Here is a 21872-nt window from a genome sequence, read left to right on the forward strand (position 1 = left end):
CCGCCCCTGGGTCCCTGAGCTTGTCGAAGGGCCCGCCGCCCCGCCCCTGGGTCCCTGAGCATGTCGAAGGGCCCGCCGACAACCGCAGGAGACGTCCGTCATGAGCACCCCGACCGCCGCGGCATCCGATGCCCTGATCCGCCTCGACGGCGTGACCAAGACCTTCGGGTCGACCACCGCACTGAAGGATGCCTCTCTGCAGGTCGCACGCGGCGAGATCGTCGTGCTCCTCGGCCTCTCGGGCTCCGGCAAGTCCACCCTGCTGCGCCACCTCGACGGCCTCGAGATCCCGACCGCAGGCTCGGTCGAGGTGCTCGGCCAGCAGGTCCCGGCCCTCCGCGGCAAGGCGCTTCGTGCGCTGCGCAGCCGCGTCGGCTTCATCTTCCAGCAGTTCGAGCTCGTGCCCTCGCTCACCGTGCTCGAGAACGTGCTCACCGGCTCGCTGTCGTCGGTCACCGGCCCACGCCTCGGGCTCTGGGGCTACTCGCGGGCAGCCAAGCTCCGCGCCCTCGAGCACCTCGACCGCGTCGGCCTGCTCGACCGCGCCTACCAGCGCAGCGACACCCTGTCGGGCGGGCAGCAGCAGCGCGTCGCGATCGCCCGCGCGCTCATGCAGAAGCCCGACATCCTGCTCGCCGACGAACCCGTCGCCTCGCTCGACCCCGAATCCAGCGACCAGGTCATGGCGCTGATCCGCGAGATCGCCGCCGATGAGGGCCTCACGGTCGTGTGCAGCCTGCACCAGGTCGATCTCGCCATCTCGTGGGCCGACCGCATCGTGGGGCTCCGCCACGGCGAGGTCGTGCTCGACACCCCGACCACCGACCTCACCAAGTCCGAGGTCATGGAGATCTACGGCCGCGTCGCGACGACCACGGCAGAGATCCAGGCGGTCGCGATGGAGCTCACCGACGGCTCGGCCGCGCTCGACGGCGACGGTGCCGTGCTGGCCGAGGACAGGGCTCGCGTCTCGTGACACTCCTCGACTCTCCCGCAGGCGCCGCGACCCATCCGCGTGGTGGCGCTGTCGCCGATCGCGCGCCGAAGCGTCCGCTCTCGCCGGAACGGATCGCCGCCTCGCTGACCGTGCTCGCCCTCGTCGTGCTCGGCGTGCTCGCCGTGAACGAGGTGGGCATCTCGATCCCGGCGATGGTGCAGAGCTGGGGCAACGCCGAGAACTTCGTGGCACGAGTGGGAGGGCTCTCCTTTCCCGAGCCGGCCGACCTCGCCTGGCTGATCGCCCTCACCGTCGGACTCGTGCTCGTCGGCACGCTTCTCGCCGCGGTGCTGTCCGTGCCGATCGCCTACCTGGCGGCGTCGAACACCACCCCGGGCAACGGATGGCGCGCGGCGGCCCGCTTCGTGGGCGTCCTCACCCGCGCACTCCCCGACGTCGTGCTCGCGATGGCGTTCGTGCTCATGTTCTCGCTCGGCACGCTCCCGGGCATCCTCGCCATTGGCATCCACTCGATCGGCATGATCTCGAAGATGTTCGCGGACGCGATCGAGCAGATCGATGAAGGGCCGCGTCTGGCGATCCGCGCCGCAGGCGGCTCGAAGATGCAGGAGTTCAGCTCCGGCATCCTTCCCCAGGTACTGCCGAGCTGGGTCGCCACCGTGCTGCACCGCAACGACATCAATCTGCGCGGCAGCGTCGTGCTCGGCTACGTCGGTGTCGCGGGTCTCGGTCTCGAGATGTCATATGCGTTCAAGGCGCTCAACTACGGCAAGGGCCTCGGCATCGCGCTGGTGATCTTCCTCCTGTGCATCGCGATGGAGGTCGTCTCGAGCATGGTGCGCGGCGCGATGCTCGGCCGCCAGAAGCACACCCGCTCGTGGATCGACCGCATCATCCACCCGCGTCTGCGCGAGGCCGACGCGACCGCGGCCTCGGCAGCCGAACGTCCCGCGTGGGCCGCCAGCCCCCAGGCGGCCGTGCACCGCCCGTGGACCGCCGAACGCGTGCGCCACACGATCGGCGGCGTGATCGCCGTGCTGGTCGTGATCGGCAGCGTCGTGGTGAGCCAGATCAACTGGGGCGACTTCTTCACCTTCTGGGCCAAGCTGCCCGAGGTCGCGGGCCGGTTCTGGCCGCCGTCGTTCGGCAACTACGACACCTCGGCCATGGTGTCGGCGATGGTCGACACGGTCGCGATCGCGCTGGCGGCCACCGTGCTGACGCTCCTGCCGTCGCTGGTGCTCGGCTCGCTTGCCGCGAGCAACGTGTCCCCGAACTCGGGCATCCGCGGCGCCGCGCGTTTCCTGCTCGTCGGCATCCGCGGCATCCCCGAGCTGATCCTCGCGATCGTGCTCGTCGTGATCACCGGGCTCGGTGCGCAGGCGGGTGTCATCGCCCTCGCGATCGGCGGCATCGGCCTGCTGGGCAAGCTGATCGCCGATTCGTTCGAAGAGGTCGACCGCGGCCCCGAGCGCGCGCTGCGCGCGGTGGGCGCGACGCGACTGCAGACCTACACCTCGGCCACCGTGCCGCAGGGGATGCAGGCGCTGATCGGCCACAGCTTCTACATGCTCGACACCAACATCCGCGCGGCGACGATCCTCGGCATCGTCGGCGGCGGCGGCGTCGGCTACTACCTGCTGAACGCCAGTCAGGGCTCGCGCTACGAGACGGTCACCGCGATCGTGCTGATGATCCTCGTCACGGTGCTGGTCGTCGAAGGGCTCGCGATGTGGATGCGCAAGGTGTTCCGATGAGCGGCGTGGGCGCGGCCGGAGGCATGAGCGGGATCGCGGACACCGCCGGCGTCGTCGTCGTCGGCTCGGGCATCGTCGGCCTCGGCGCCGCCTACGCAGCGGTGCGCCGTGGGCTGCGCGTGATCGTGGTCGACCGCACCGACGGACCGAGCGGTGCCACCGTCCGCAATTTCGGACACCTCTGCATCGGAGCCCAGGCGGGCGAGGCTCGCCGCTATGCCGACGTCTCGCGAGAGCTGTGGCTGCGGCTCGCCCGCGATGCCGGATTCTGGCTGCGCGAATCGGGCACGCTCGTCGCCGCACGTCAGATCGACGAGATCGCGGTGCTCGAGGAAGCCGCGGCTGACGGTGGCATCCGGATGCTGGATGCCGACGAACTTCTGCGTGTCGCCCCGCTCCGCGCCGAGGGACTGCTCGGCGGAGCGCACATCGAGACCGACCTGCAGACCGATCCGCGCACCGCCCCGGCCGCGATCGTGCGACACCTCGCCGCACTCGGGGTCGAGTTCCGGTTCCGCACGGCCGTGACGTCGCTGACCGCGGGTCGTGTGTCGACCACGCGGGGCGCGATCGACGCGGATGCCGTCGTCGTCGCCGTGAATCACGACATCGATCAGCTGCTGCCCGAGATCGCCGAACGCGTGGGCATCGTGCGCTGCGCCCTCGACATGATGCGCGCCGCGGTGACCCTCGAGCATCCGCTCCCTGCCCCGCTGCTGACCGGCTGGTCGCTGGTGCGGTACGGCAGATTCGCCGACAGCGCGTCGGCGGCGGTGCTGCGTGAGCGTCTGCACACCGAGCGCCCCGATCTCGCGGCGCTCGATCTCAACCAGATGTACACGCAGCTGCCCGACGGCACGCTCATCATCGGCGACTCGCACGCCACGGCCATCGCTCCGGCGCCCTTCCAGCCCGAGGCCGCATTCGCGGCGTTCCTCGCCGAGGCGCAGGTGCTGTTCGAGATGCCGGCGCCGCGCGTGCTCGAGCGCTGGCAGGGCGTCTACGCCAAGGGGCCGCAGGACTTCCTCGTCGAACGGGGCGATGAGGGGGTGCTGGTGCTCGCCGCGACCACGGGCATCGGAATGACCACGGGGCTGGGGCTCGCAGAAGAGAATCTCGCAGCCGCCTTCGGGTGGGCACCCGCAATGGAAGGAACATCATGACCGTTTTCGACACCATCCGCACCGACGACACCATCCGCACCGACGACATCATCCGCACCGAACTCGTCGTGCTCGACATGGCGGGCACCACCGTGCTCGACGACGGCGTGGTGGAGCAGGCGTTCCAGCGTGCCGCCGAACGCACCGGGGTCGCCGACCGGATGCCCTGGGACCAGGCGCTCGCCTACGTGCGCGAGACCATGGGGCAGTCGAAGATCGACGTCTTCACGCACCTCGCCGGCGGTGACCGCGTGGCAGCCGAGCGTGCGACCGCCGCATTCGAAGGCGCCTACGCCGAGATCGTCGAGGAGCAGGGCGTCACCGAGATCGCCGGCGCCGCAGACGCGATCCAGGGACTCAAGGATGCCGGCCTCACCGTCGTGCTCACGACCGGGTTCGCCCCGGTGACCCGCGATGCGCTGATCGACGGACTCGGCTGGCGCGGCCTCATCGATCTCGCGCTCTCGCCCGTCGACGCCGGACGCGGTCGCCCCGCTCCCGACCTCGTGCTCACGGCGCTGCTGCGCACCCAGACCTCGTCGGTCGCGGCGGTCGCGGTCGCCGGAGACACCGTCAGCGACGTCGAGTCCGGCCTTCGTGCGGGCGCCGGCTTCGTCGCGGGGGTCCTCACGGGGGCCCACGGCGTCGAGGCTCTGTCCGCCGCGGGAGCGGATGCCGTGCTGGCCGACGTGACCGGGCTGCGCTCCGCTCTCGCCGAGCGCGGCCTGCTCGCGCTCTCCGTCGCCGGCTGAGCGGCGGAGATCATGGGAACGATGCTCGTGCGCCCACCCGGTCATCGCCGGGATGTCGCACTGCGTCCCGCCGCCACGGCCATGGTCTGGATCGGCGAGGGGCACCCGCACGAGATGATCGCGGTGCCCGGGGTCGCCCTCGGCGACGGCGATGTGCTCGTGGCTGTGGAGATGTCGACCATCTGCGGATCCGACGTGCACACCGTGCAGGGTCGTCGTTCGGCACCCGTGCCGCTCGTGCTCGGACACGAGAGCGTCGGCCGGGTGATCGCGACCGGCGACTGCGGTGCGAACGCCGTCGACGGCAGCCCGCTGCGCATCGGCGACCGCGTCGTCTGGTCGGTGACGGTCTCGTGCGGCACCTGCGATCGGTGCACTCGGGGTCTGACGCAGAAGTGCCGCTCCCTCGGCAAATACGGCCACGACCGCGTCGGCACGAACGGCGACCTCACGGGAGCGTTCGGCAGCCATGTGCAGGTGCGCGCCGGCACCGCGATCGTGCGGGTTCCCGAGTCGCTGCCCGCCTCGGTGCTCGCGCCGGCGTCGTGTGCGACGGCCACGGCCTGGGCGGCGGTCGCGCGAGCGGCGCGTGATCAGGACCTCGACGGTGCCTCGGTGCGCGTGCACGGCGCGGGGCTCGTGGGGCTCTCGGCGGCAGCGATCGCCGTCGAACGGGGAGCGTCGGTCGAGGTGCTCGACCCGAATCAGAAGCGTGTCGCACTCGCGGCGCGCTTCGGCGCCGCACCGCTCGACCGCGAGCCCGAGATCGTCATCGAGGCCTCGGGCCATGCGGTCGCCGACGCTCTCGCCGGCATCGCGACCGGGGGGACCGTCGTTCTCGTCGGCAGTGTCTTCCCCGCTGACCCTGTGCCGTTCGATGCCGAGAGCATCGTGCGCCGGCTCGTCACGGTGAGCGGGGTGCACAACTACACCGGCACCGAGCTCGCCGATGCCGTGGCCTTCCTCGCCGGTCGGGGACGCGCCTATCCGTTCGCGGATGCGGTGGGCGAGGTGCGCCAGCTCGCGGCGATCGACGAGGCACTGATCGCCGCAGCCGCCGCAGACGCGCCGTTGCGGATCGGACTCGTCCCCGGCCGGTGACCGCAGCGCGCGCCGGGTGGGGAGCCCTGAGGAGCCCGCTCGGTCAGGACTCCGAGCGGGCCCCGGGCCCCTCAGTCAGGCCTTCTGCGCGTCTCCACGGCGTGGCCCCACCGGGTGCAGACTCTCGGCGTGGAAGGCGAGAAGCCTCGCGGCGATCTCGACGGCCTCGTCGAGCACCTGCCGCGGGTCACCGGTGAGTGCGAGCATCCGATGTCCGATGCCGTCGTTCGAGGCCCAGCCGAGGTAGACCGTGCCGGCCTCGTGACCGCCTTCGGAATCGGGCCCGCCCACGCCGGTCGTCGAGACGCACAGGTCGGCGTCGAAGAGACGGCGGCCGCCGTCGGCGAGCTGTTCGGCGCAGACCGCCGACACGGGATCGGTGCCGGGGGTCACTCCCAGCACCCGTTCCTTGATGTCGGGGCGGTAGGCGACGACGCCGCCGGCGAACCAGTCGCCGGCACCTTCGACCGCTCCCACGGTGCTCGCGAAGCGACCGGAGGTGAGCGACTCGACGACGCAGACCCGCAGGCCGCGCTCACGCGCCACCTCGCCGAGCCTCTCGAGAACCGACGACGCGGAGTTCACCTCGGCCTCGGTGACGTCTTCCGTCAGGTCTTCCGTCAGCCGGTCAGCGGTCACCGGGCGTTCTCGTCCGTCGAGCCCGCCTCATCCGTGGTGGGTGTCGGGGAGTCGGTCGTCGCGCTGGCCTCGTCCGAGTAGTCGGGGCGGTCCGGCTGCAGCGGCTGGTCGGAGTACTCCCCGCCCTGGCGTCCGCCGAAGGGGCGGCCGTGGTCGGCGAACTCGTCGCGGGCGAAGACCAGCTCCCAGGCGCCCACCGTGAACCGGGCGCCGGTGCGCAAAGTCTGCGTGCGCTCGCCGGGGTGCGTGGCGTCAGCCGACGGGTTGGTGTTCATCTCGCCCTCGCCGTGCAGCTCGAGCACGTACTCGTCGCGCTCGTCGTGCGTAATCGTCGCGTGCACGGGGTCGGCGCCGTCGAGGCGCAGTTCGAGATCGGCAGCGGATCCGATGCGCACGACCTCCGCCTCGAGGGCGAATTCGCTCCGCTCCTCGTCGCGTGTGACACGCAGCCGAGGGTTGCCCGCGCCGAACTCGGCGTGGGTCGTGGTGGGCGTGTATCCCTCGTCGGGACGATCGTCGATGTGTCGTGCCATGATCAGGCCTCCTCGCTGTCATGACCGACGCTAGGGGGTCGGTGGGGTCGCTGTCAGGGGGTTGACTTCCGACGAGCATTCCGGAGTATCTCTCGCATATGATCGGGCTACGCCGATGACCGTCGGTCCGGCAGAAGGTGCCGGTGGGGAGCACAGGTCGATCGTGTGGAGGCAGAGGGAGGCCTGCATGGGAAAGTTCATCTACGAGGGCAACGTCAAGACGGAGATCGAGGATCGCGCCCTCACCCACCTGCAGCTCGTGATCACCGCGAAGCTGCGGCGGGCCGAGCCGTTCCCGTTCAGCTGGCGCGAGGACTCCAGCGTCGGGGGAGGACGCACGACCGTGTGGATCCAGCCCGGCAGCGCGTTGGTCTTCAAGTACTACGGAAGCCGGCAGCCGTCGATCAACCGCGCGTGGATCGAAGCGCTCGCCTTCACAGCCAACACGCCGAGCGGTCTGCACGTCGTGCCCGAGCCGAGTGAGACGCACGGTGCGGCCGCAGCGGCGGCCGAGAACGCGTCTCTCGACTCGAATCCGCCGCTCTGACCCTGTCAACCCCCTGTCACCGACGCGTCGTCTCAGCGACCCTGAGATCATGACCGACATCACTCCCGATCCCCGCACGCAGCATCGCGACCAGGAGTTCCCCGGGCAGCAGCAGACGCAACCCGGACTCACGGACGACATGCGGCCCGAGCCGGACCACGGCGAGAAGAGCTACGTGGGCAGCGGGCGTCTGCAGGGCCGCCGCGCACTGATCACCGGCGGCGATTCGGGCATCGGCAGGGCGGTCGCCATCGCCTTCGCGCGTGAAGGCGCCGACGTCGCGATCGTGCACATGCCTGAGGAGCAGGGGGATGCGGACGACACACTCGCTCTCATCCGGGCAGAGGGCCGCACCGCGCTCGGCCTGGCCGGAGACGTGCGAGACGAGTCGTTCGCCACCGACATCGTCGCCCGGACGGCGGATGCGCTCGGCGGACTCGACGTCGTCGTGCTCAACGCCGCCTATCAGCACGACATCGACGGATTCGAGAACCTCGAGACGGACCGCCTGCGCCGAGTGTTCGAAACGAACCTGTTCGGACTCCTGTACACGGCACGCGCCGCGTATCCGCGGCTCGATTCGGGCGCGAGCATCATCGTGACGGCCTCCGTGCAGGCATATCAGCCCTCACCCGCACTGATCGACTACGCGATGACGAAGGCCGCGCAGGTCGCTTTCGTGAAGGCTCTCGCCGAAGAAGCAGGCGAACGGGGTGTCCGGGTCAACGCTGTGGCGCCCGGTCCGATCTGGACGCCGCTGATTCCCGCGACCGGCTGGAGCGACGAGCGGGTGCAGACGTTCGGGCAGGACACTCCGCTCGGTCGCGCCGGACAACCGGCCGAGCTCGCCGGGGCCTATGTCTACCTGGCGTCGGCCGAATCGTCGTACACCTCCGGATCCGTCATCGCCGTCACCGGGGGCAAGCACCTCTGACGCGCATCGGGCTCGCTTCCAGTCGGGCGGATGCTGCGCGCGGGAACCGGAGCCCTCCGCAGGCAGGGGCCGCCCGCGTAGGCTGGTGCGGTGCAGAAGCCCGCGTCCTCCCGTGCTCTCGTGGGCGTGACCCTGGTCGTCGGATCGTGCCTCTCTCTGCCGTTCGGAGCGGCGGTCGCGGCTCAGCTCTTCCCTGTTCTCGGGCCGTGGGGTGTCACGTCGCTGCGGGTCGCGATCGCAGCGCTGCTGCTGCTCGTGATCGTGCGTCCGAACCCTCGACGGTGGGTCCGCGGGCAATGGCTCGCCGCCGTGCTCTTCGGGCTCGCGCTCGCGGCGATGAACGGGTTCTTCTACGCCGCGATCGACCGCATCCCACTGGGGCCCGCGGTCGCGATCGAGTTCCTCGGGCCGCTGGTGCTGGCGGCGGCGCTCACGCGGCGGCGCGCTGACGCCGCGTGGGTCGGCGTCGCGCTGCTCGGCATGCTGCTGCTCGGCGTCGACGGGCTCACGGGAGCGGATGCACTCGACCCGCTCGGTGTCGTGTTCGCGCTCATCGCCGCAGGGTTCTGGGCGCTGTACATCCGCATGAGCGCCCGCGTCGGCGCGCTGATCCCGGGTGCCGACGGACTGGCCGTGGGGCTCGTGGTGGCGGCGATCGTGCTGCTGCCGGTCGGCGTGCCCGCGGCGACGACCGTGGCGGGCGACATGCAGCTGCTCGGGCTGGCGGCGGTCACTGCGGTGCTGTCGTCGGTGATCCCGTACAGCTTCGAGCTGGCCGCGCTGCGACGCCTGCCTCAGCGCGTGTTCGGTGTGCTGCTCAGCCTCGAGCCGGCCTTCGCGACGCTCGCCGGCTGGCTCATCCTGGCGCAGGACGCGACGGTGCTGAAAGTGCTCGCGATCGCCCTCGTGATCGCCGCCAGCGTGGGAACGACCCTGGGTGCGCGGCGTCAGCAGCGGCGCGCGGAGGCCGACTCCGCCGCATCGGATCGCGCTGATCCGGACCGGCGTCATCCCCGCTTCGACGACGAGCCCGGGCCGTTCACAGGCCCTCTTCCGCTGCCCGACTGACCACCGAAGGACACCCCATGTCGATCACGCCCGTATCGATCACCGATCGCCTTCGTGAACAGCCCGATCTCGCGACCCCTCGACTGCGGCTTGTGCAGCTCGGTCCCGGGCACCTCGCCGAGGTCATGACGGGGCTCGCCGACGCCGATGCCATGCGCCTGACCGGCACTCGGGGCGACTTCACGACCGAGCGGGTGCGCACGCATCTCGACCGGCTGCCCGGAGCGGACGACCGGGCCGACTACGCGATCCTGCTGCACGACGGCACCTACGTCGGCGAGGTGGTGCTCAACGACCTCGCCGACGACGACCGGTCGATGAACTACCGCATCGCGCTCGCGGCGCCGGCCCTCCGTGGTCGCGGATACGGCACGGAGGCCGGGCGGGCGGTGATCGACTGGGCGTTCGACGTCGTCGGGCTGCACCGGGTGTCGCTGGAGGTCTACCGTTTCAATCCCGCTGCACAGCGCTCGTACGAGAAGATCGGCTTCCGGGTCGAGGGGGTCGCTCGCGAGGCGCTGCATTGGGACGGCGCCTGGATCGACGCCATCCTGATGGGCATGCTCAGCCACGACCCCCGCGGCGCAGCGGCTCCGTCCTCGCCGGGGTCTTCGCCAGGGTCTTCGCCGGCGTGACCTCGGGCAGCGGATAGCGTCGGCGCAGCAGCATCCGCTGCACCAGCGTCCAGACGACCGTGACGGTCAGGTACAGCGCTGCCGCGAGCGGCACGAACGCGGCGAACACGACGGTCAGGTAGTGCAGCGCGCCCGCGACCCGGAGCATCGCGGGGGAGGAGAGCGGTGAGTCCTCGGCGCCCTCCGGCACCGGAGCCGGGCGGAACACCCGGCGGCTGATGTCGGCGACCACGAGCATGATCACCGCGAGCGCTCCGAACACCAGCAGCGTCGCCGGCGAGGCCGTGCCGCCGAAGACCGCCGACACGAAGCTCGTGCCGAGCGGGGCGCCGAACAGGTCGTGCGTGAGCAGGTCGTTCGGGTGCCCGGCGATCTCGGGGCGCAGGAACAGCGTGTACAGCAGGCCGACGATGGGCGCCTGCGCGAGCACCGGCAGCATGCCGGCGAACGGCGAGGTGTTCTCGCGGCGGTAGAGCTCGAGCATCTCCTTCTGCAGGCGCTCGGGGTTCTTCTTGTGGCGGCGCTGGATCTCGCGCAGCTTCGGCGCGAGCCGCGCTCTGGTCTGCTCCGCTCGCGCCTGGGAGACGCCGACGGGGACCAGCAGCGCGCGCACCAGGAGCGTGACGAGGATGACGGCGAGGGCCGCAGCGGATGCCCCGGCGAGGGGTTCGAGAAGCGAGGAGAGCCCGGCGAGGGCTCCGTAGGCCGCATCGAGCAGGGCGGCGAGAGGGGGAAAGGCGAAGATGTCCATGGAGGTCCGTTCGTGTGTCGGGAAGGGTCGGCGAAGCCGCGCGATCCCGTACGAGACGGACTACGCGGCGACGGCGACTCCCGGCGCACGAGGACGCGGATGACCTGCGGCATCCGGATCGCTCTGTGCGAGCAGAGTCGAGACATCGATCGCCCGCAGCGGATGCGGGGCGGTGTCCCCTCGGGGAGGGACGAGGCTCAGCGCCACGGCGATCGTCAGGGTGGTGAGGGCGATCAGCGCGATCGCGACACCGAGGGCGGCGGCATCGGGCACGACGATCACGCCGAGTGCGGACGCGACGAAGCCGAGCATCTGCCCGAACCACTCGCTCATGCGCGCCTCCCTCATCGCGAGGGTAGCACCGTCGGGCGGGCGTAATCTCGGAGCATGACTGATCTGCGTGTGCTTCTCGGCATCGAGCATCCGATCGTCCTCGGCCCGTTCGGCGGGCTCTCGTCCGTGGCGCTGGCCGCCGCGGTGAGCGAGGCCGGCGGTCTCGGCGGATACGGTCTGTACGGCTACGACGGTGACCGCATCCGGTCGACCGTCGCCGAGCTGCGACAGGCGACCGCGCGCCCGTTCGCCGTGAACATCTGGATCCCCACCGGCGACGAGGTCGAGCCGAACGCCCAGCACACCGTGTTCGCGCAGGCGCTCGAGCCCTTCTACGACGCGGTCGGAGTCGACGTCCCCGCCCGGCCCGCGCGTTACATGCCCTCGCTCGACGAACAGCTCGAGGCGATCTGGGAGTCCGCGCCGCCGGTGCTCAGCGTCGTGTTCGGAGTCCCCTCTGACGACGTCATCGACGAGGCGCATCGCCGTGGCATCCGTGTCATCGGCACGGCCACGACCGTGGCCGAGGCCGCGGCGCTCGCGGACGCCGGGGTCGATGCCGTCGTCGCGACCGGGCTCGAAGCCGGAGGGCACCGGGTGTCGTTCCTGCGACCCGCCGAGGAGTCGCTCATCGGCACGTTCGCGCTCGTGCCGCAGGTGGTCGACGCGATCGACGTCCCGGTGATCGCTGCGGGCGGCATCGCCGATCGTCGCGGGGTCGCCGCGGCCTTCGCGCTCGGCGCCTCGGCGGTGCAGGTCGGCACGGCCTTCCTGGCCACCGCCGAGTCGGCGGCCAATGACTCGCACCGGGCCGCGATCCGCTCGACGCCCGCCGACGGCACGGTGCTGACCCGCGCGATGAGCGGTCGACTCGCACGGGGCGCCCGCAACCGCGCCGTGCGGGCGATCGAGGCGAGCGGCACGATCGCGCCGTTCCCGATGCAGAACTGGCTCACCGGGCAGTTCCGCACCGCGGCGGGCGCGCAGAACCTCGGCGAGCTGCAGTCGCTGTGGATGGGGCAGGGCGCACCGCTCGCCGCCTACCCCACCGCGGCAGAGGCGTTCTCGGAGTTGGTGGCGGGAGTGCCCGACGGCGTCTAGAGGATGACGGTCGAACGACCGTGCACGATCACGCGGTCCTCGGCGTGCCACTGCACGGCGCGGGCCAGCACGAGGCGCTCGACGTCGGCGCCGCGGCGCTGCAGCTCGGCGGCGGACTCCGAGTGGGTGACGCGGGTGACGTCCTGCTCGATGATCGGTCCCTCGTCGAGGTCGGCCGTCGCATAGTGCGCGGTCGCGCCGATCAGCTTGACCCCGCGGTCCTTCGCACGCGCGTACGGGTTCGCGCCGATGAAGGCGGGGAGGAACGAGTGGTGGATGTTGATGATCGGGGCGCCGACGCCCTCGATGAAGTCGTCGGTGAGGATCTGCATGTACCGCGCGAGCACCACGAGGTCGACGTTTCCCCGCAGCAGGTCGAGCTGACGCTGCTCCATCGCCTCCTTGTCGCCGGACGGGATATGCACGAACGGCACCCCGAACGAGCGCACCGACTCCGCGAGGTCGGGGTGGTTCGAGACGACCATCGTGACGTCGATGTCGAGCTGGCCGCGCTGGGTGCGCCACAGCAGCTCCATCAGGCAGTGGTCGTACTTCGAGACGAAGATCGCGACGCGCTTGCGGCGGGCGGTGTCGTGCAGCGACCACTCCATGCCGAATCGCTCGGCGACCGCGGCGATGTCGGCCTCGAGTGCCGGACGTGCGGCGGAGAGCCCCGGCAGGTGGATGACGGTGCGCTGGAAGAACCGACCGCCCTCGGAGTCGGTCGAGTGCTGGTCGAGCGAGATGATGTTCGCACCGTGCTGGGCGAGCACGCCGGCGACGGCGGAGACGATGCCGGGCTGGTCGTCGCAGGCGATGAGCAGACGGGCGGTGTCGGGCTGAGACATGGGGGCTCCTCGAGGGTGTGCATCGATTCTGCCGTGCCGGGCGCCCGCCGAGCGAATCGCGCACCTACCCTGGAGGGATGGACATGCAGGGGGCGACCGCATCGGCGCTGCTCGCGAGCGCGCGGGCCGGGCTCGCGGGTGCGCCTCGCGAGGGCCTGGGCGAAGAACGGCAGTCGCGCTGGCGTGGGCACCGGATCGTGCGCGTCGGTGAGGCCTGGCACCTCGGCGTGCTGCTGCTGACCGACGATCACACACTCGCGACCGCCGAGGTGCTGCGCGCGGCAGACCCCGGGCGCCGTGGATACACGGCGGAATCGGCCCGCGAGCGCGCCGCGCGCCGGGCACTCGCGCTGCGCGGCGGCTTCGGTGAGGGCGAGGTCGCACACATCGGCTGGAGCGTGATCGACGTCGACGCGGTCGACGCCGGCGGAGCATCCGGCCCGCTGGCCGTGCGCGACGGCGTGCCGTCGGTGCGGTGGAGCACCGCGGGAGGATGGATGCCGCTGGAGGCATATCTCCGCGAGCGGGTGCAGCTCCTGCGCGACGCGGTCGGCTGATCGCGGCGGGTGACCCTCGGGTTCCCGGCGCGCTCAGGCGCTCAGATGCTCAGGCCGCGAACGTCTGGGCGAAGCGGCGCAGCAGGGCCGCGCCCTCGGTGACGGATGCCGAGAGCACCTGGCGCTGCACGAGATCGAACTCCTCGGGGTCGAAGTACCCGGTCGTGCGGTAGTAGGTCATGCGGTCGGCGAAGTCGCGGGGCGTGGGCTCGGGGTGGAACTGCGCCGTGTACAGGTGGGTGCCGACGCGGTAGGCCTGCACCGGGCAGGTCGCGTTCGTGGCGAGCAGCACCGCGCCGTCGGGCACGGCGACCGCGCTCTCCTTGTGGGCCGTGAACACGGTGAGCGCGGGGGCGCTGGGACCGAAGATCGGGTCGTCCACGGCCGCGGCGGTGGTCTCGATCACGGCGGCGCTCGCGGACTCGGGGGTGGCGGAGCTGACCTCGCCCCCCAGCATCCGCGTCACCACGCCGATGCTGAAGCAGGTGAAGAACGCGGCGATCTCGCCCGCGATCGCGCTCCGAGCGATCTGCTCGAGGTCGCTCTCGACGCGATGCTGCACGGGGGTCTTCGCGGCGTCGGTCACGTTGAACGGAGAACCGCCCACCACCACACCGCGGTAGCGGGCGAGGCGTGCAGGATCGAGGCGCTCGGTCAGCAGGTCGAGACGGTCGACGACGTCGACGCCGAGCGCCCGACGGAACGAGGCGTGCTCGGCGTCTGCCGCCCCGAGTTCGGGACGCACGCAGACGTAGAGAAGCGAGACCACCACGAGAGTCTAACGAGCGTCAGCGCGAGGAGTTCGCCGTGCGTCCGCGCACGATGCCGACGAACGTCTCGACGTCGGGCGTGGTGCGCTCTCGCGGCCACGCGAGCGCGACGGTCGAGGTCGGCCCGTCGGCCAGCACGCGGTGGTCGACGTCCTTGCGGTGGTGCAGACGAGCGAGCGACATCGGCACGATCACGATGCCCACGCCGGTCGCGGCGGTCGTGATCGCGTCGTCGGTCGACAGCGCGGCGAAGGCGGGGGCCACGGAGCCGCGCACCTCGAAGGGTACGAGTGCGTCGTCGGAGAGCGTCACGACGACCTCGCCCGCGAGGTCGGCCCGCGTGAGTTCGTCGGCCGCGAGCAGATGCGACTCGATCGAGGCGACCACGACGGGAAGCTCGTCGTACAGGGGGATGACGTGCACCGCATCACTGCTGAGGCCGGCGGCCGCCAGTGCGCGGTCATCGAGGGGCAGCCGCACGAGGGCGGCGTCGACCGTGGTCAGCGACTGATACTGCGTCGCCACCGCGATCGGCACGAGCTCGAGCGGCACGTGAGGCATGCGCTGCTTCCAGGCGTCGATCCATCGGCCGGGGGTCGCGCCGGGGACTGCGCCGAGCCGGAAGGAACGCGGCTCCTCGGATTCGGGTGCGGGGGCGTCGAAAGCGACCTTGGCGGTCTTCTTCGGCGGCTTGGGCGGCGGAAAGCGCTGAGCGGGCGCGGCCTTGCTGCGCCGCACCGGTCCGGTCGGGCGCGAGGATCGTCGCTGCTGCTTCGCCATCAGGCCAGAGTACCCGGCGGGGGTGCGCCCGCCGGGCCGATCCGGGGCCGTCGGCTCAGGCTGCGAGCCAGAGACCGCGGCGATCGGTGGCGACGGTGAGTCCGGCCGCGACCGTCTCGTCGTCGCCGATGCGTGCACCGCGCACGATGCGGGCGCCGGCTCCGACCTCGGTGCGGACTCCGACGTGAGCGTTGTCGCCCACAGCTGCTCCCTGACCGATGTGCGCGTGCGCATCGATGTGCGCACCTTCGCCGATCACGGCATCCGGTTCGATCCAGGCACCGCGTGCCACGGTCGCGCCGGCGCCGACTCGTGCGCCGGGTTCGACGTACGCGCCTGCTTCGACGTGCGCCTTGGGATGGACCTTCGCGCCGTGCGCGACGAGACCGCGACCGTTGGCGTGCTTGCGATACCGCAGCGTGGCGCCCTGGTCGTTCTCGATGTCGATGTAGTTCTTACCCACGATTCCTCCCCGTGTTCCGAACCTGTTCCGAACCTGTTCGGATATATCAATAACCACGGGACTGCTCGATTCATTCCCGAGCATGGAATCGGGTCATTTCTGGCAGACGGGACACCAGAACGTGATGCGCTCGCGCGTGGGATCCGCGCCCAGTTCGCCGCGACGGATGAGGGTGCCGCAGCGGCGGCACGGCCGCCCCGAACGGCCGTAGACCCAGGTGCCCTGCCCCGGCCGGTCGACACCGGTGAAGGTGCGATGGCGGCGGTCGCGGTTCGCACGGATCGTGCGCACGCCCAGGGCGAGCAGCGCCACGACGTCGACCTCGGGCGTCGGCGTCGTGGGCAGGACGCCGCGGAGGAACAGCAGCTCCGCGGCGTACTCGTTGCCGAAGCCGGCCACATTGCGCTGATCGAGGAGTGCGACGTGGATCGCACGGGTGTCGGCGCTCAGACGACGGGCGGCTTCGGCGGCGTCCCACTCGGGACCGAGGGGGTCGGGGCCCAGGTGGCCCACCAGCTCGTCCTCGTCGCGCGTGGGCACGATCTCGATCTCGGCGAGGTCGATGCCGACCGCATCGCGTTCGGCCGTGCCGACGATCGCGCGGACCTTGAAGGCAGGGTGCCGCCACTTCTCGCCCGACCGATACGTCAGCCATGCCCCGTCCATACGCAGATGGGAATGCAGTGTGCTGTCGCCGATGCGCAGCAGCAGGTGCTTGCCGCGCGGGATCGATGCGATGATCGGCTGCCCGGTCAGATCGACCGTCGCGAAGCGCGGCACGCGCAGGTCGAAGCGCGTGACCACTGACCCGACGACCGCCTCGTCGAGGCGCCGCGCCGTGCGGAAGACGGTGTCGCCCTCGGGCATCAGACGGGTCCCGGATGCTCTGCGGCGATCGCGCGGAGCGGTGTGCGCTGCAGCATGCTGCGAGCGAGCAGGGTCGAGCCCGCGACGGCCGCGGGCATCACCGCGACCGCGCCGCCGGGGATGAGGAAGCACAGCTGCGTCGCGACACCGAACCCGAGGACCCGGGCGCGGCTGCCGCGGAACAGCGTGGCACGGTCGGCGGGCGACAGATCGCGGGCATCGAACGAGCGTCCGGTGAGCTCTCGAGCGAGCAGTCGGCCCGAGAGCGTGACGCCGAGCACCGCGCCGAGCACACCGCCCACCAGGGGGATGAGTCCGACCAGCAGCACGACGATCGCGACCAGCAGACCGAGGAGCACGAGACGGATGCCTTCGCCGAGCGCGGTCCAGAACCCGCCGCCCTCGGAATCGGGCGCGTCTCCGAGATCCTTCTCGACCGCATGCCAGATGCGCTGGTAGAACGGGTCGCCGATCGCGAGGGCGAGCGCGCTGAACACCGCACTCGCGAGCGCGAGAGCCGCGACGAGCACGACCAGGCTCACCGCCCCGCGGAACAGCGACCGCCACGGCTCGAGCCAGCGATCGGCGAACGGTGTGATCGCGTCGGAGATCAGGCCGAGCGAGAGCGCGAGGGGCACGAGAACCGCGATCAGGAGCGCCGCCGCGATCAGGGCGGGAACCAGACCGAGCGCCATGAGTCCGGGACGCCTGCGCCAGGTCCCGAACCCGCGCAGCAGGGTGCGGACTCCCTCGAAGAACTCGCCGATCATGACTTCAGCCTAGGAGGCCGCCGGGGGAGACGTCGCGTGAAGAACGAGATCGCGCAGCATCTGCACGTCGAGATCGAGCATCGAGCGCACCGGGTGCGCGCCCGGTGGCACCGCCAGAGCTGATCCCCCGACGACGACCGTGGCGCATCCGGCATCGACTGCCGCGGTGGCGCCCACGAACGAATCCTCGAGTGCGACGCAGCGTCGGGCGGGCAGGCCGAGCGCGGCGGCCGCCTGCAGATAGGGGTCGGGCGCGGGCTTGAGGCGGGTCGCGTCATCGGCCGTCACCCTCACCCGGAGGGACGACAGATCGACGACCTGCGCGAAGCGATCGACCCAGTGTCGGGGTGACGACGTGACGAGGGCCACAGGCACCTCTGCCGCGCTCAGGGTGCGCAGCAACAGCTCGGCACCGGGCCGCCACGACACATCGTGCGCGTACGCGTCGAGCGAGCGTCGGTCGAGTTCGGCGGCGACGTCGCCGATCGATTCCGTCAGGCTGAGGCGGGTGTGCAGCAGGCGTGCTGCGGCGCCGAGGTCGAGCCCCTCGGCGGCGGCGACGATGTCAGAGGGCTCGCAAGTCGCGGGCTCCGGGCGGCGAGTGCGCTCGATCACGAAGCGCTCGATCACCAGGAGCCACGTGCGCTCGGTGTCGAGAAGCGTGCCGTCCATGTCGCTCAGCACCGCCCAGGCGGGAGCGTCGTCGTGCATGGGGATCCTCTCGCCGCCACGATCCGGGTGGATCGCTCCGTCCATCCCGTCGCTCGCACGAGGACGTCGGGCGGACGACGGGCGAACAACGGCTGAACGGAAGGGAGACGCCCGGGGAAACCCGATGGACAGGTGCGTGCACGTGTGCAGTGACGGCGTGATCGGGGTGCGCGGAGCGTGATCGCCGCAGGTACGCTGACGGCGGATCGCGCCCCGGGACCGCCTCGATCGAGCGCGCCGTGAGAGGGGAGTCCGTCGTGCACCGGTATCGGGAGATCGCGAGCGACCTGTCGACGCAGATCGCCGCGGGGCGATTCGACGCCGCGGGCATGCTGCCTGCCGAGGATCAGCTCGCCCGCACCTACGAGGTCTCGCGCGGCACCGTGCGGAACGCGCTCGTGCTGCTCGCCCGACAGGGCGCCATCGCTCCCAGGCGCGGATCGGGCTGGCTCGTGCGCACGACGCTGCAGAGCCAGCGGTTCTCGGAGCTGCGCTCGTTCGCGCAGTGGGCGTGGAGCCGCGGAATGGAGCCGGGCGGGCTCGTCGTCTCGCAGCGGCACCGCCCGCCCACGGCCGTCGAGGTGCGGAGGCTCCGGGGCGGAACGCGCTCCGGAGACGTGCTCGAGGTCGTGCGGCTGCGTCAGCTCAACGGGCGCACGGTGATGCTCGAGCGCACGGTCTACCCGCCGTGGATCGCGGGCTTCATCGAAGACCTTCCTTCCGACGAGCCCTCGGTGGTCGGTGCCCTCGAGCAGCGTCACGGCGTGCGCATGGTGCATGGCGAGCACTCGATCGACGCGATCGCCGCGTCGAGTGACGACGCCCGACTGCTCGAGGTGCGCAGGTCGAGTCCACTGCTGCGGGTGAACAGGGTGAGCTACGCAGCGGACGGCAGCGCGATCGAAGCCGGCGACGACCGCTATCTCGCCGACACCATGTCGTTCCAGGTGCAGGCATCGCTGCAGGGCACCGAGCTCATGCGACAGTCAGAGCTGACGCGACAGTCAGAGCTGACGCGACAGGCGGGATGATCTCCGTCGCTGGACTCGTGTGCGCACACGTCCATGCGGATGCGGCGGACGGCGGCATCCTTGGCCTGTCGTTCACCTTCCGTGCACTCGGGGTTGGGTCTCGGCGTCGATCGTCGAGGCATCCACCCCCTCGTCTCTCGGAAGGACGACACCCCATGCATCCCTCTCGCCCCCTCACCCGCTCGCGGGGCGCAGCCGTCGCCGGCGTCGCGCTGACCGCGGCCCTGCTGGCCGCGCCGATCACCGCGAGCGCTCAGGTCGCCGACGCGGCGCCGGTCGCCGGTGACGTGAGCGCCGTCGCCGGGTCGTCGTTCTCGCTCCCGGGCGCCGAGCTCGCCGCCGGAGTCACCGTCGACATCGTCTACGAGACCGACGCGGCCGACCCGAAGAACTGGATCGGCTTCTACCGCGACGGCGAGGTCCCGGGAGGCGAGGGTCACCTCTCGGCGTCGTGGGCATACGCGCCCGAGGCATCCGGCACCGTCTCGATCGCCGCGCCCAGCGCCCCGGGCACCTACACGGTGTGGTTCCTGGCGAAGGACGGCTATGAGCCGCTCGCCGACAGCCAGACGGTCACGGTGACCGCGGGTGCGGCGGAGCTGACGCCCGGTGACCCGGAGGCATCCGTCGACATCGATCCGATCAGCACGGGCATCGACACCGACGGAGTCCTCGTGCGCGAGGGCTTCGATGAGGGTCTGCCCGCGGGATGGTCTGTCGAAACGGCCGGGGCGGAGGCGGGGTCTGCGGAGGACGCAGCGGATGCGGATGCGGATGCCGGACGCGCCGAGTATCGCGGCTGGGTGTCGACGACGCGGGCCGAGTGGACCGCGGACATCGACGAGATGCGCGCCCGGTTCGCGCGTCCGCTCGCCGGCTTCGTCGTGGCCGACGCTCAGCAGTACGGCGCCGCCGCCCCGTTCTCGTCGACGCTCACCAGCGCCCCCGTCGACGTCGAGTTCCTGCGCTCGCTGCGGCTGTCGTTCGACAGCCACTACCGTGGCGCGGCCCAGCAGACCGGCGCGGTGCGGGTGAGCTTCGACGGAGGGGAGTGGACCGAGGTGCTGCGCCTCGACTCGGCGTCCGTCGTGGACGACTACGACCCCCTGCAGCTCAACTACATGCAGGACATCGCCGTCGACGTGCCGGCCGATGCCACGCAGGTGCGCTTCCAGTGGCAGCTCGACGCCTCGGGCGAGGGGTCGCGGTACTGGGCGATCGACTCGGTCGCGGTGCACCAGGGCGAGCTCATCGCCGATGAGACGCCGACCCGGCTGTGGACGGTGTCCGACATCCAGGGACACCCCCACGACTTCGAACACGGTCTGAACGACCTGAGCACCCTCGCGCCCGACCCTGCCGGTCTGCTGATCGTCGGAGACCTGGTCAACTCGGGCACCGACACCGAGTGGAACGAGATCTACGAGGTCATGGACAACACCGTCGGCATCCGCCCCGACACCACGGTCGCGTCGATCGGCAACCACGAGCGATACGCGAGCGGCGGCTTCGCGGCCAACTTCGAGCGCTTCCTCGCCTTCGCCGACCGCGACACGGCCTACGGCGAGTACGTGCTGAGCGGTGACGGCGGGGACGTGCCCGTGATCACCATCGGCCAGGAGATCAGCGGTCCCTCCGACGTCGCGATGACCGACGAGCAGATCGAGTTCCTCGAGGAGCGCCTCGCCTACTGGACGGCCCAGGGTTCGCAGGTGATCGTCAACACGCACTTCCCGCTCGGCGACACCGTCTCGGCCTCGTGGATCCCCTGGTACCACGACCACCACCTGATGAACGATCGCCTGACGAGCATCCTCGGCAACTACCCGAACGCGGTCGTCTTCAGCGGTCACACGCACTACCCGGCGTCGCTCGGCGACTGGGCGGTGCAGCGGCGCACGGCAGACGGCCACCCCGACGGCTTCTGGGCCGTCAACACCGTGGCCATGCACGTCGGCTGGGATGCCCGCGGCGAGAACACCGACGGCATCAGCGAGGTGACCATCGGCGACGTGAACAACGGACTCGTCGTCGAGTCGTACGGCGACCGTCTCGTGGTGAAGGCGTACGACTTCTTCACCGACCGGCAGATCCGTGAGGTGACGATCCGCAATCCGCTCGCGCCGTACGCGGCCGATGTCATTCCTGCCGAAGACCGGCCCGCTGACTACAGCGCCGTCGACGCCGAGCTGCGGCGCGTGCCGGCTGACCTCGACCGCTTCACGCCCGAGACCGTCGAGACGCTGAACGCTGCGATCGCTGCCGTCGAGCGAGACCTGACCGCCGCGGACCAGGCCGAGGTCGACGCGATGGCCGCCGCGCTGCGGTCGGCCATCGACGGGCTCGTGCTCGTGGATGAGACGCCGGGTGCCGGTGCGGATGGCGGTGCTGATGGCGGTGCTGGTGCGGATGGTGGCGCGGGTACCGGTGCGGATGGTGGCGCGGGTACTGGTGCTGACGGCGGTGCTGGTGCTGGTGCGGATGGCGGTGCCGGTGCGGATGGTGGCGCGGGTGCTGGTGCTGACGGCGGAGCTGATGCTGGTGCTGGTGCTGACGGCGGTGCCGGGGCTGGTGCGGAAGGCGGGGCGGATGGCGAGGGAGCCGGCGTCGGTCAGGGCGGTGCCTCTGACGACCCGGCGGTGGATCCTGAGCGCACCGATCTCGCGGCGACCGGTGCAGACCCGGGCGTCGGCTGGATCGTGGCGCTGGGCATGATCGCGCTCGGCGGCGGCTTGGTCGCGCTGCGTCGGATCCGCGCGCGGAGGTCCTGACCGCATCCGCTGAGGAAGAGATCTCGCGCAGC

The 21872-nt window shown here is 71.0% G+C and carries 24 protein-coding genes; 13 read left to right on the forward strand and 11 right to left on the reverse strand.

Annotation, left to right across the window (positions count from 1 at the left end; all coding sequences use genetic code 11):
- Positions 1-100 precede the first annotated feature (100 nt).
- The 5 genes from phnC to IXW21_RS17030 are packed head-to-tail and all read left to right on the forward strand — an operon-like array spanning position 101 to position 5731.
- Positions 101-976 (forward strand): phosphonate ABC transporter ATP-binding protein, encoded by an 876-nt coding sequence (gene phnC, locus IXW21_RS17010; protein WP_194765428.1) that lies wholly within the window; start codon positions 101-103, stop codon positions 974-976.
- Complete coding sequence (gene phnE / locus IXW21_RS17015) at positions 973-2715, forward strand: phosphonate ABC transporter, permease protein PhnE (RefSeq protein ID WP_194765429.1); 1743 nt, start codon at positions 973-975, stop codon at positions 2713-2715. The genes phnC and phnE overlap by 4 nt, the downstream gene beginning before the upstream one ends.
- Positions 2712-3878 carry a TIGR03364 family FAD-dependent oxidoreductase gene (locus tag IXW21_RS17020; protein ID WP_228528705.1) on the forward strand — a complete coding sequence of 389 codons (1167 nt, stop codon included), beginning with the start codon at positions 2712-2714 and terminating at the stop codon, positions 3876-3878. Before phnE ends, IXW21_RS17020 begins: the two co-directional genes overlap by 4 nt.
- A complete protein-coding gene (locus tag IXW21_RS17025; RefSeq protein ID WP_194765430.1) occupies positions 3875-4630 on the forward strand; it encodes an HAD family hydrolase in 756 nt (251 codons plus the stop codon). Before IXW21_RS17020 ends, IXW21_RS17025 begins: the two co-directional genes overlap by 4 nt.
- A gap of 12 nt (positions 4631-4642) precedes the next feature.
- Positions 4643-5731, forward strand: a complete 1089-nt coding sequence (locus tag IXW21_RS17030; protein ID WP_194765431.1) for an alcohol dehydrogenase catalytic domain-containing protein — start codon at positions 4643-4645, stop codon at positions 5729-5731.
- A 75-nt stretch (positions 5732-5806) separates the two neighbouring features.
- On the opposite strand, the gene IXW21_RS17035 is transcribed toward IXW21_RS17030, so the two are convergent.
- Together IXW21_RS17035 and IXW21_RS17040 are read right to left on the reverse strand one after the other, a co-directional pair.
- Positions 5807-6370 (reverse strand): CinA family protein, encoded by a 564-nt coding sequence (locus IXW21_RS17035; RefSeq protein WP_323742296.1) that lies wholly within the window; start codon positions 6368-6370, stop codon positions 5807-5809.
- Positions 6367-6903 carry an FHA domain-containing protein gene (locus IXW21_RS17040; protein ID WP_228528706.1) on the reverse strand — a complete coding sequence of 179 codons (537 nt, stop codon included), beginning with the start codon at positions 6901-6903 and terminating at the stop codon, positions 6367-6369. Before IXW21_RS17040 ends, IXW21_RS17035 begins: the two co-directional genes overlap by 4 nt.
- 187 nt (positions 6904-7090) lie before the next feature.
- Here IXW21_RS17040 and IXW21_RS17045 point away from each other — a divergent pair, with 187 nt between their 5' ends.
- The 4 genes from IXW21_RS17045 to IXW21_RS17060 all read left to right on the forward strand — a co-directional run bounded on the left by IXW21_RS17045 (position 7091) and on the right by IXW21_RS17060 (position 10087).
- The gene (locus IXW21_RS17045) at positions 7091-7450 is read left to right on the forward strand and encodes an ATP-dependent DNA ligase (protein WP_194765432.1); all 360 of its coding nucleotides are present in this window, start codon (positions 7091-7093) and stop codon (positions 7448-7450) included.
- Between the two features lie 49 nt (positions 7451-7499).
- A complete protein-coding gene (locus IXW21_RS17050) occupies positions 7500-8384 on the forward strand; it encodes an SDR family oxidoreductase (protein ID WP_194765433.1) in 885 nt (294 codons plus the stop codon).
- Positions 8385-8474: 90 nt separating this feature from the next.
- The gene (locus tag IXW21_RS17055) at positions 8475-9452 is read left to right on the forward strand and encodes an EamA family transporter (RefSeq protein WP_194765434.1); all 978 of its coding nucleotides are present in this window, start codon (positions 8475-8477) and stop codon (positions 9450-9452) included.
- Positions 9453-9469: 17 nt separating this feature from the next.
- Positions 9470-10087, forward strand: a complete 618-nt coding sequence (locus tag IXW21_RS17060; RefSeq protein WP_194765435.1) for a GNAT family N-acetyltransferase — start codon at positions 9470-9472, stop codon at positions 10085-10087.
- On the opposite strand, the gene IXW21_RS17065 is transcribed toward IXW21_RS17060, so the two are convergent.
- Complete coding sequence (locus IXW21_RS17065) at positions 10017-10838, reverse strand: YidC/Oxa1 family membrane protein insertase (protein WP_194765436.1); 822 nt, start codon at positions 10836-10838, stop codon at positions 10017-10019. The genes IXW21_RS17060 and IXW21_RS17065 overlap by 71 nt on opposite strands.
- A gap of 60 nt (positions 10839-10898) precedes the next feature.
- A complete protein-coding gene (locus tag IXW21_RS17070) occupies positions 10899-11171 on the reverse strand; it encodes a DUF6412 domain-containing protein (protein WP_194765437.1) in 273 nt (90 codons plus the stop codon).
- Positions 11172-11225: 54 nt separating this feature from the next.
- On the opposite strand from IXW21_RS17070, the gene IXW21_RS17075 reads away from it, so the two are divergent.
- Positions 11226-12272, forward strand: a complete 1047-nt coding sequence (locus tag IXW21_RS17075) for an NAD(P)H-dependent flavin oxidoreductase (RefSeq protein ID WP_194765438.1) — start codon at positions 11226-11228, stop codon at positions 12270-12272.
- Here IXW21_RS17075 and purU read toward each other — a convergent pair.
- A complete protein-coding gene (gene purU / locus IXW21_RS17080; protein WP_194765439.1) occupies positions 12269-13120 on the reverse strand; it encodes a formyltetrahydrofolate deformylase in 852 nt (283 codons plus the stop codon). The two genes, IXW21_RS17075 and purU, sit on opposite strands and share 4 nt — an antisense overlap.
- Before the next feature lie 77 nt (positions 13121-13197).
- Between purU and IXW21_RS17085 the strand changes: the two genes are divergently transcribed.
- Positions 13198-13677 (forward strand): glutaminase, encoded by a 480-nt coding sequence (locus tag IXW21_RS17085; protein ID WP_228528707.1) that lies wholly within the window; start codon positions 13198-13200, stop codon positions 13675-13677.
- Between the two features lie 49 nt (positions 13678-13726).
- Here IXW21_RS17085 and IXW21_RS17090 read toward each other — a convergent pair whose 3' ends face one another.
- From IXW21_RS17090 to IXW21_RS17115, 6 genes are all read right to left on the reverse strand, one after another.
- Entirely contained in the window at positions 13727-14446 is a 720-nt protein-coding gene (locus tag IXW21_RS17090; RefSeq protein ID WP_194765440.1) for a glutamine amidotransferase-related protein, read from the reverse strand.
- Between the two features lie 19 nt (positions 14447-14465).
- A complete protein-coding gene (locus IXW21_RS17095) occupies positions 14466-15227 on the reverse strand; it encodes a LysR substrate-binding domain-containing protein (protein WP_194765441.1) in 762 nt (253 codons plus the stop codon).
- Positions 15228-15282: 55 nt separating this feature from the next.
- Positions 15283-15690 carry a DapH/DapD/GlmU-related protein gene (locus tag IXW21_RS17100; protein ID WP_194765442.1) on the reverse strand — a complete coding sequence of 136 codons (408 nt, stop codon included), beginning with the start codon at positions 15688-15690 and terminating at the stop codon, positions 15283-15285.
- Between the two features lie 93 nt (positions 15691-15783).
- Positions 15784-16557 (reverse strand): Fpg/Nei family DNA glycosylase, encoded by a 774-nt coding sequence (locus IXW21_RS17105; RefSeq protein WP_194765443.1) that lies wholly within the window; start codon positions 16555-16557, stop codon positions 15784-15786.
- Positions 16557-17327: an EI24 domain-containing protein gene (locus IXW21_RS17110; RefSeq protein ID WP_194765444.1), complete on the reverse strand. Its 771-nt coding sequence runs from the start codon at positions 17325-17327 to the stop codon at positions 16557-16559. Before IXW21_RS17110 ends, IXW21_RS17105 begins: the two co-directional genes overlap by 1 nt.
- Before the next feature lie 9 nt (positions 17328-17336).
- On the reverse strand, positions 17337-18038 hold the full coding sequence (locus IXW21_RS17115) for an HAD family hydrolase (protein ID WP_194765445.1): 702 nt from the start codon (positions 18036-18038) through the stop codon (positions 17337-17339).
- A gap of 239 nt (positions 18039-18277) precedes the next feature.
- On the opposite strand from IXW21_RS17115, the gene IXW21_RS18610 reads away from it, so the two are divergent.
- Together IXW21_RS18610 and IXW21_RS17125 are read left to right on the forward strand one after the other, a co-directional pair.
- Positions 18278-19069, forward strand: coding sequence for a GntR family transcriptional regulator (locus tag IXW21_RS18610; RefSeq protein WP_323742297.1), 792 nt, complete (start codon positions 18278-18280; stop codon positions 19067-19069).
- Between the two features lie 155 nt (positions 19070-19224).
- The gene (locus IXW21_RS17125) at positions 19225-21840 is read left to right on the forward strand and encodes a DUF4073 domain-containing protein (protein ID WP_194765446.1); all 2616 of its coding nucleotides are present in this window, start codon (positions 19225-19227) and stop codon (positions 21838-21840) included.
- The last annotated feature ends 32 nt before the right edge of the window (positions 21841-21872 follow it).

Source organism: Microbacterium sp. UFMG61, from assembly GCF_015354505.1.
In the GTDB taxonomy this organism is placed as follows: domain Bacteria; phylum Actinomycetota; class Actinomycetes; order Actinomycetales; family Microbacteriaceae; genus Microbacterium.

Bases quoted from the DNA above. Each gene is read 5' to 3' on its own strand.
- phnC (WP_194765428.1), top strand. From the start codon at position 101: ATGAGCACCCCGACCGCCGCGGCATCCGATGCCCTGATCCGCCTCGAC.
- IXW21_RS17020 (WP_228528705.1), top strand. From the start codon at position 2,712: ATGAGCGGCGTGGGCGCGGCCGGAGGCATGAGCGGGATCGCGGACACC.
- IXW21_RS17025 (WP_194765430.1), top strand. From the start codon at position 3,875: ATGACCGTTTTCGACACCATCCGCACCGACGACACCATCCGCACCGAC.
- IXW21_RS17030 (WP_194765431.1), top strand. From the start codon at position 4,643: ATGGGAACGATGCTCGTGCGCCCACCCGGTCATCGCCGGGATGTCGCA.
- IXW21_RS17040 (WP_228528706.1), bottom strand. From the start codon at position 6,903: ATGGCACGACACATCGACGATCGTCCCGACGAGGGATACACGCCCACC.
- IXW21_RS17045 (WP_194765432.1), top strand. From the start codon at position 7,091: ATGGGAAAGTTCATCTACGAGGGCAACGTCAAGACGGAGATCGAGGAT.
- IXW21_RS17050 (WP_194765433.1), top strand. From the start codon at position 7,500: ATGACCGACATCACTCCCGATCCCCGCACGCAGCATCGCGACCAGGAG.
- IXW21_RS17060 (WP_194765435.1), top strand. From the start codon at position 9,470: ATGTCGATCACGCCCGTATCGATCACCGATCGCCTTCGTGAACAGCCC.
- IXW21_RS17065 (WP_194765436.1), bottom strand. From the start codon at position 10,838: ATGGACATCTTCGCCTTTCCCCCTCTCGCCGCCCTGCTCGATGCGGCC.
- IXW21_RS17070 (WP_194765437.1), bottom strand. From the start codon at position 11,171: ATGAGCGAGTGGTTCGGGCAGATGCTCGGCTTCGTCGCGTCCGCACTC.
- IXW21_RS17075 (WP_194765438.1), top strand. From the start codon at position 11,226: ATGACTGATCTGCGTGTGCTTCTCGGCATCGAGCATCCGATCGTCCTC.
- purU (WP_194765439.1), bottom strand. From the start codon at position 13,120: ATGTCTCAGCCCGACACCGCCCGTCTGCTCATCGCCTGCGACGACCAG.
- IXW21_RS17085 (WP_228528707.1), top strand. From the start codon at position 13,198: ATGGACATGCAGGGGGCGACCGCATCGGCGCTGCTCGCGAGCGCGCGG.
- IXW21_RS17095 (WP_194765441.1), bottom strand. From the start codon at position 15,227: ATGGCGAAGCAGCAGCGACGATCCTCGCGCCCGACCGGACCGGTGCGG.
- IXW21_RS17105 (WP_194765443.1), bottom strand. From the start codon at position 16,557: ATGCCCGAGGGCGACACCGTCTTCCGCACGGCGCGGCGCCTCGACGAG.
- IXW21_RS17110 (WP_194765444.1), bottom strand. From the start codon at position 17,327: ATGATCGGCGAGTTCTTCGAGGGAGTCCGCACCCTGCTGCGCGGGTTC.
- IXW21_RS17115 (WP_194765445.1), bottom strand. From the start codon at position 18,038: ATGCACGACGACGCTCCCGCCTGGGCGGTGCTGAGCGACATGGACGGC.
- IXW21_RS17125 (WP_194765446.1), top strand. From the start codon at position 19,225: ATGCATCCCTCTCGCCCCCTCACCCGCTCGCGGGGCGCAGCCGTCGCC.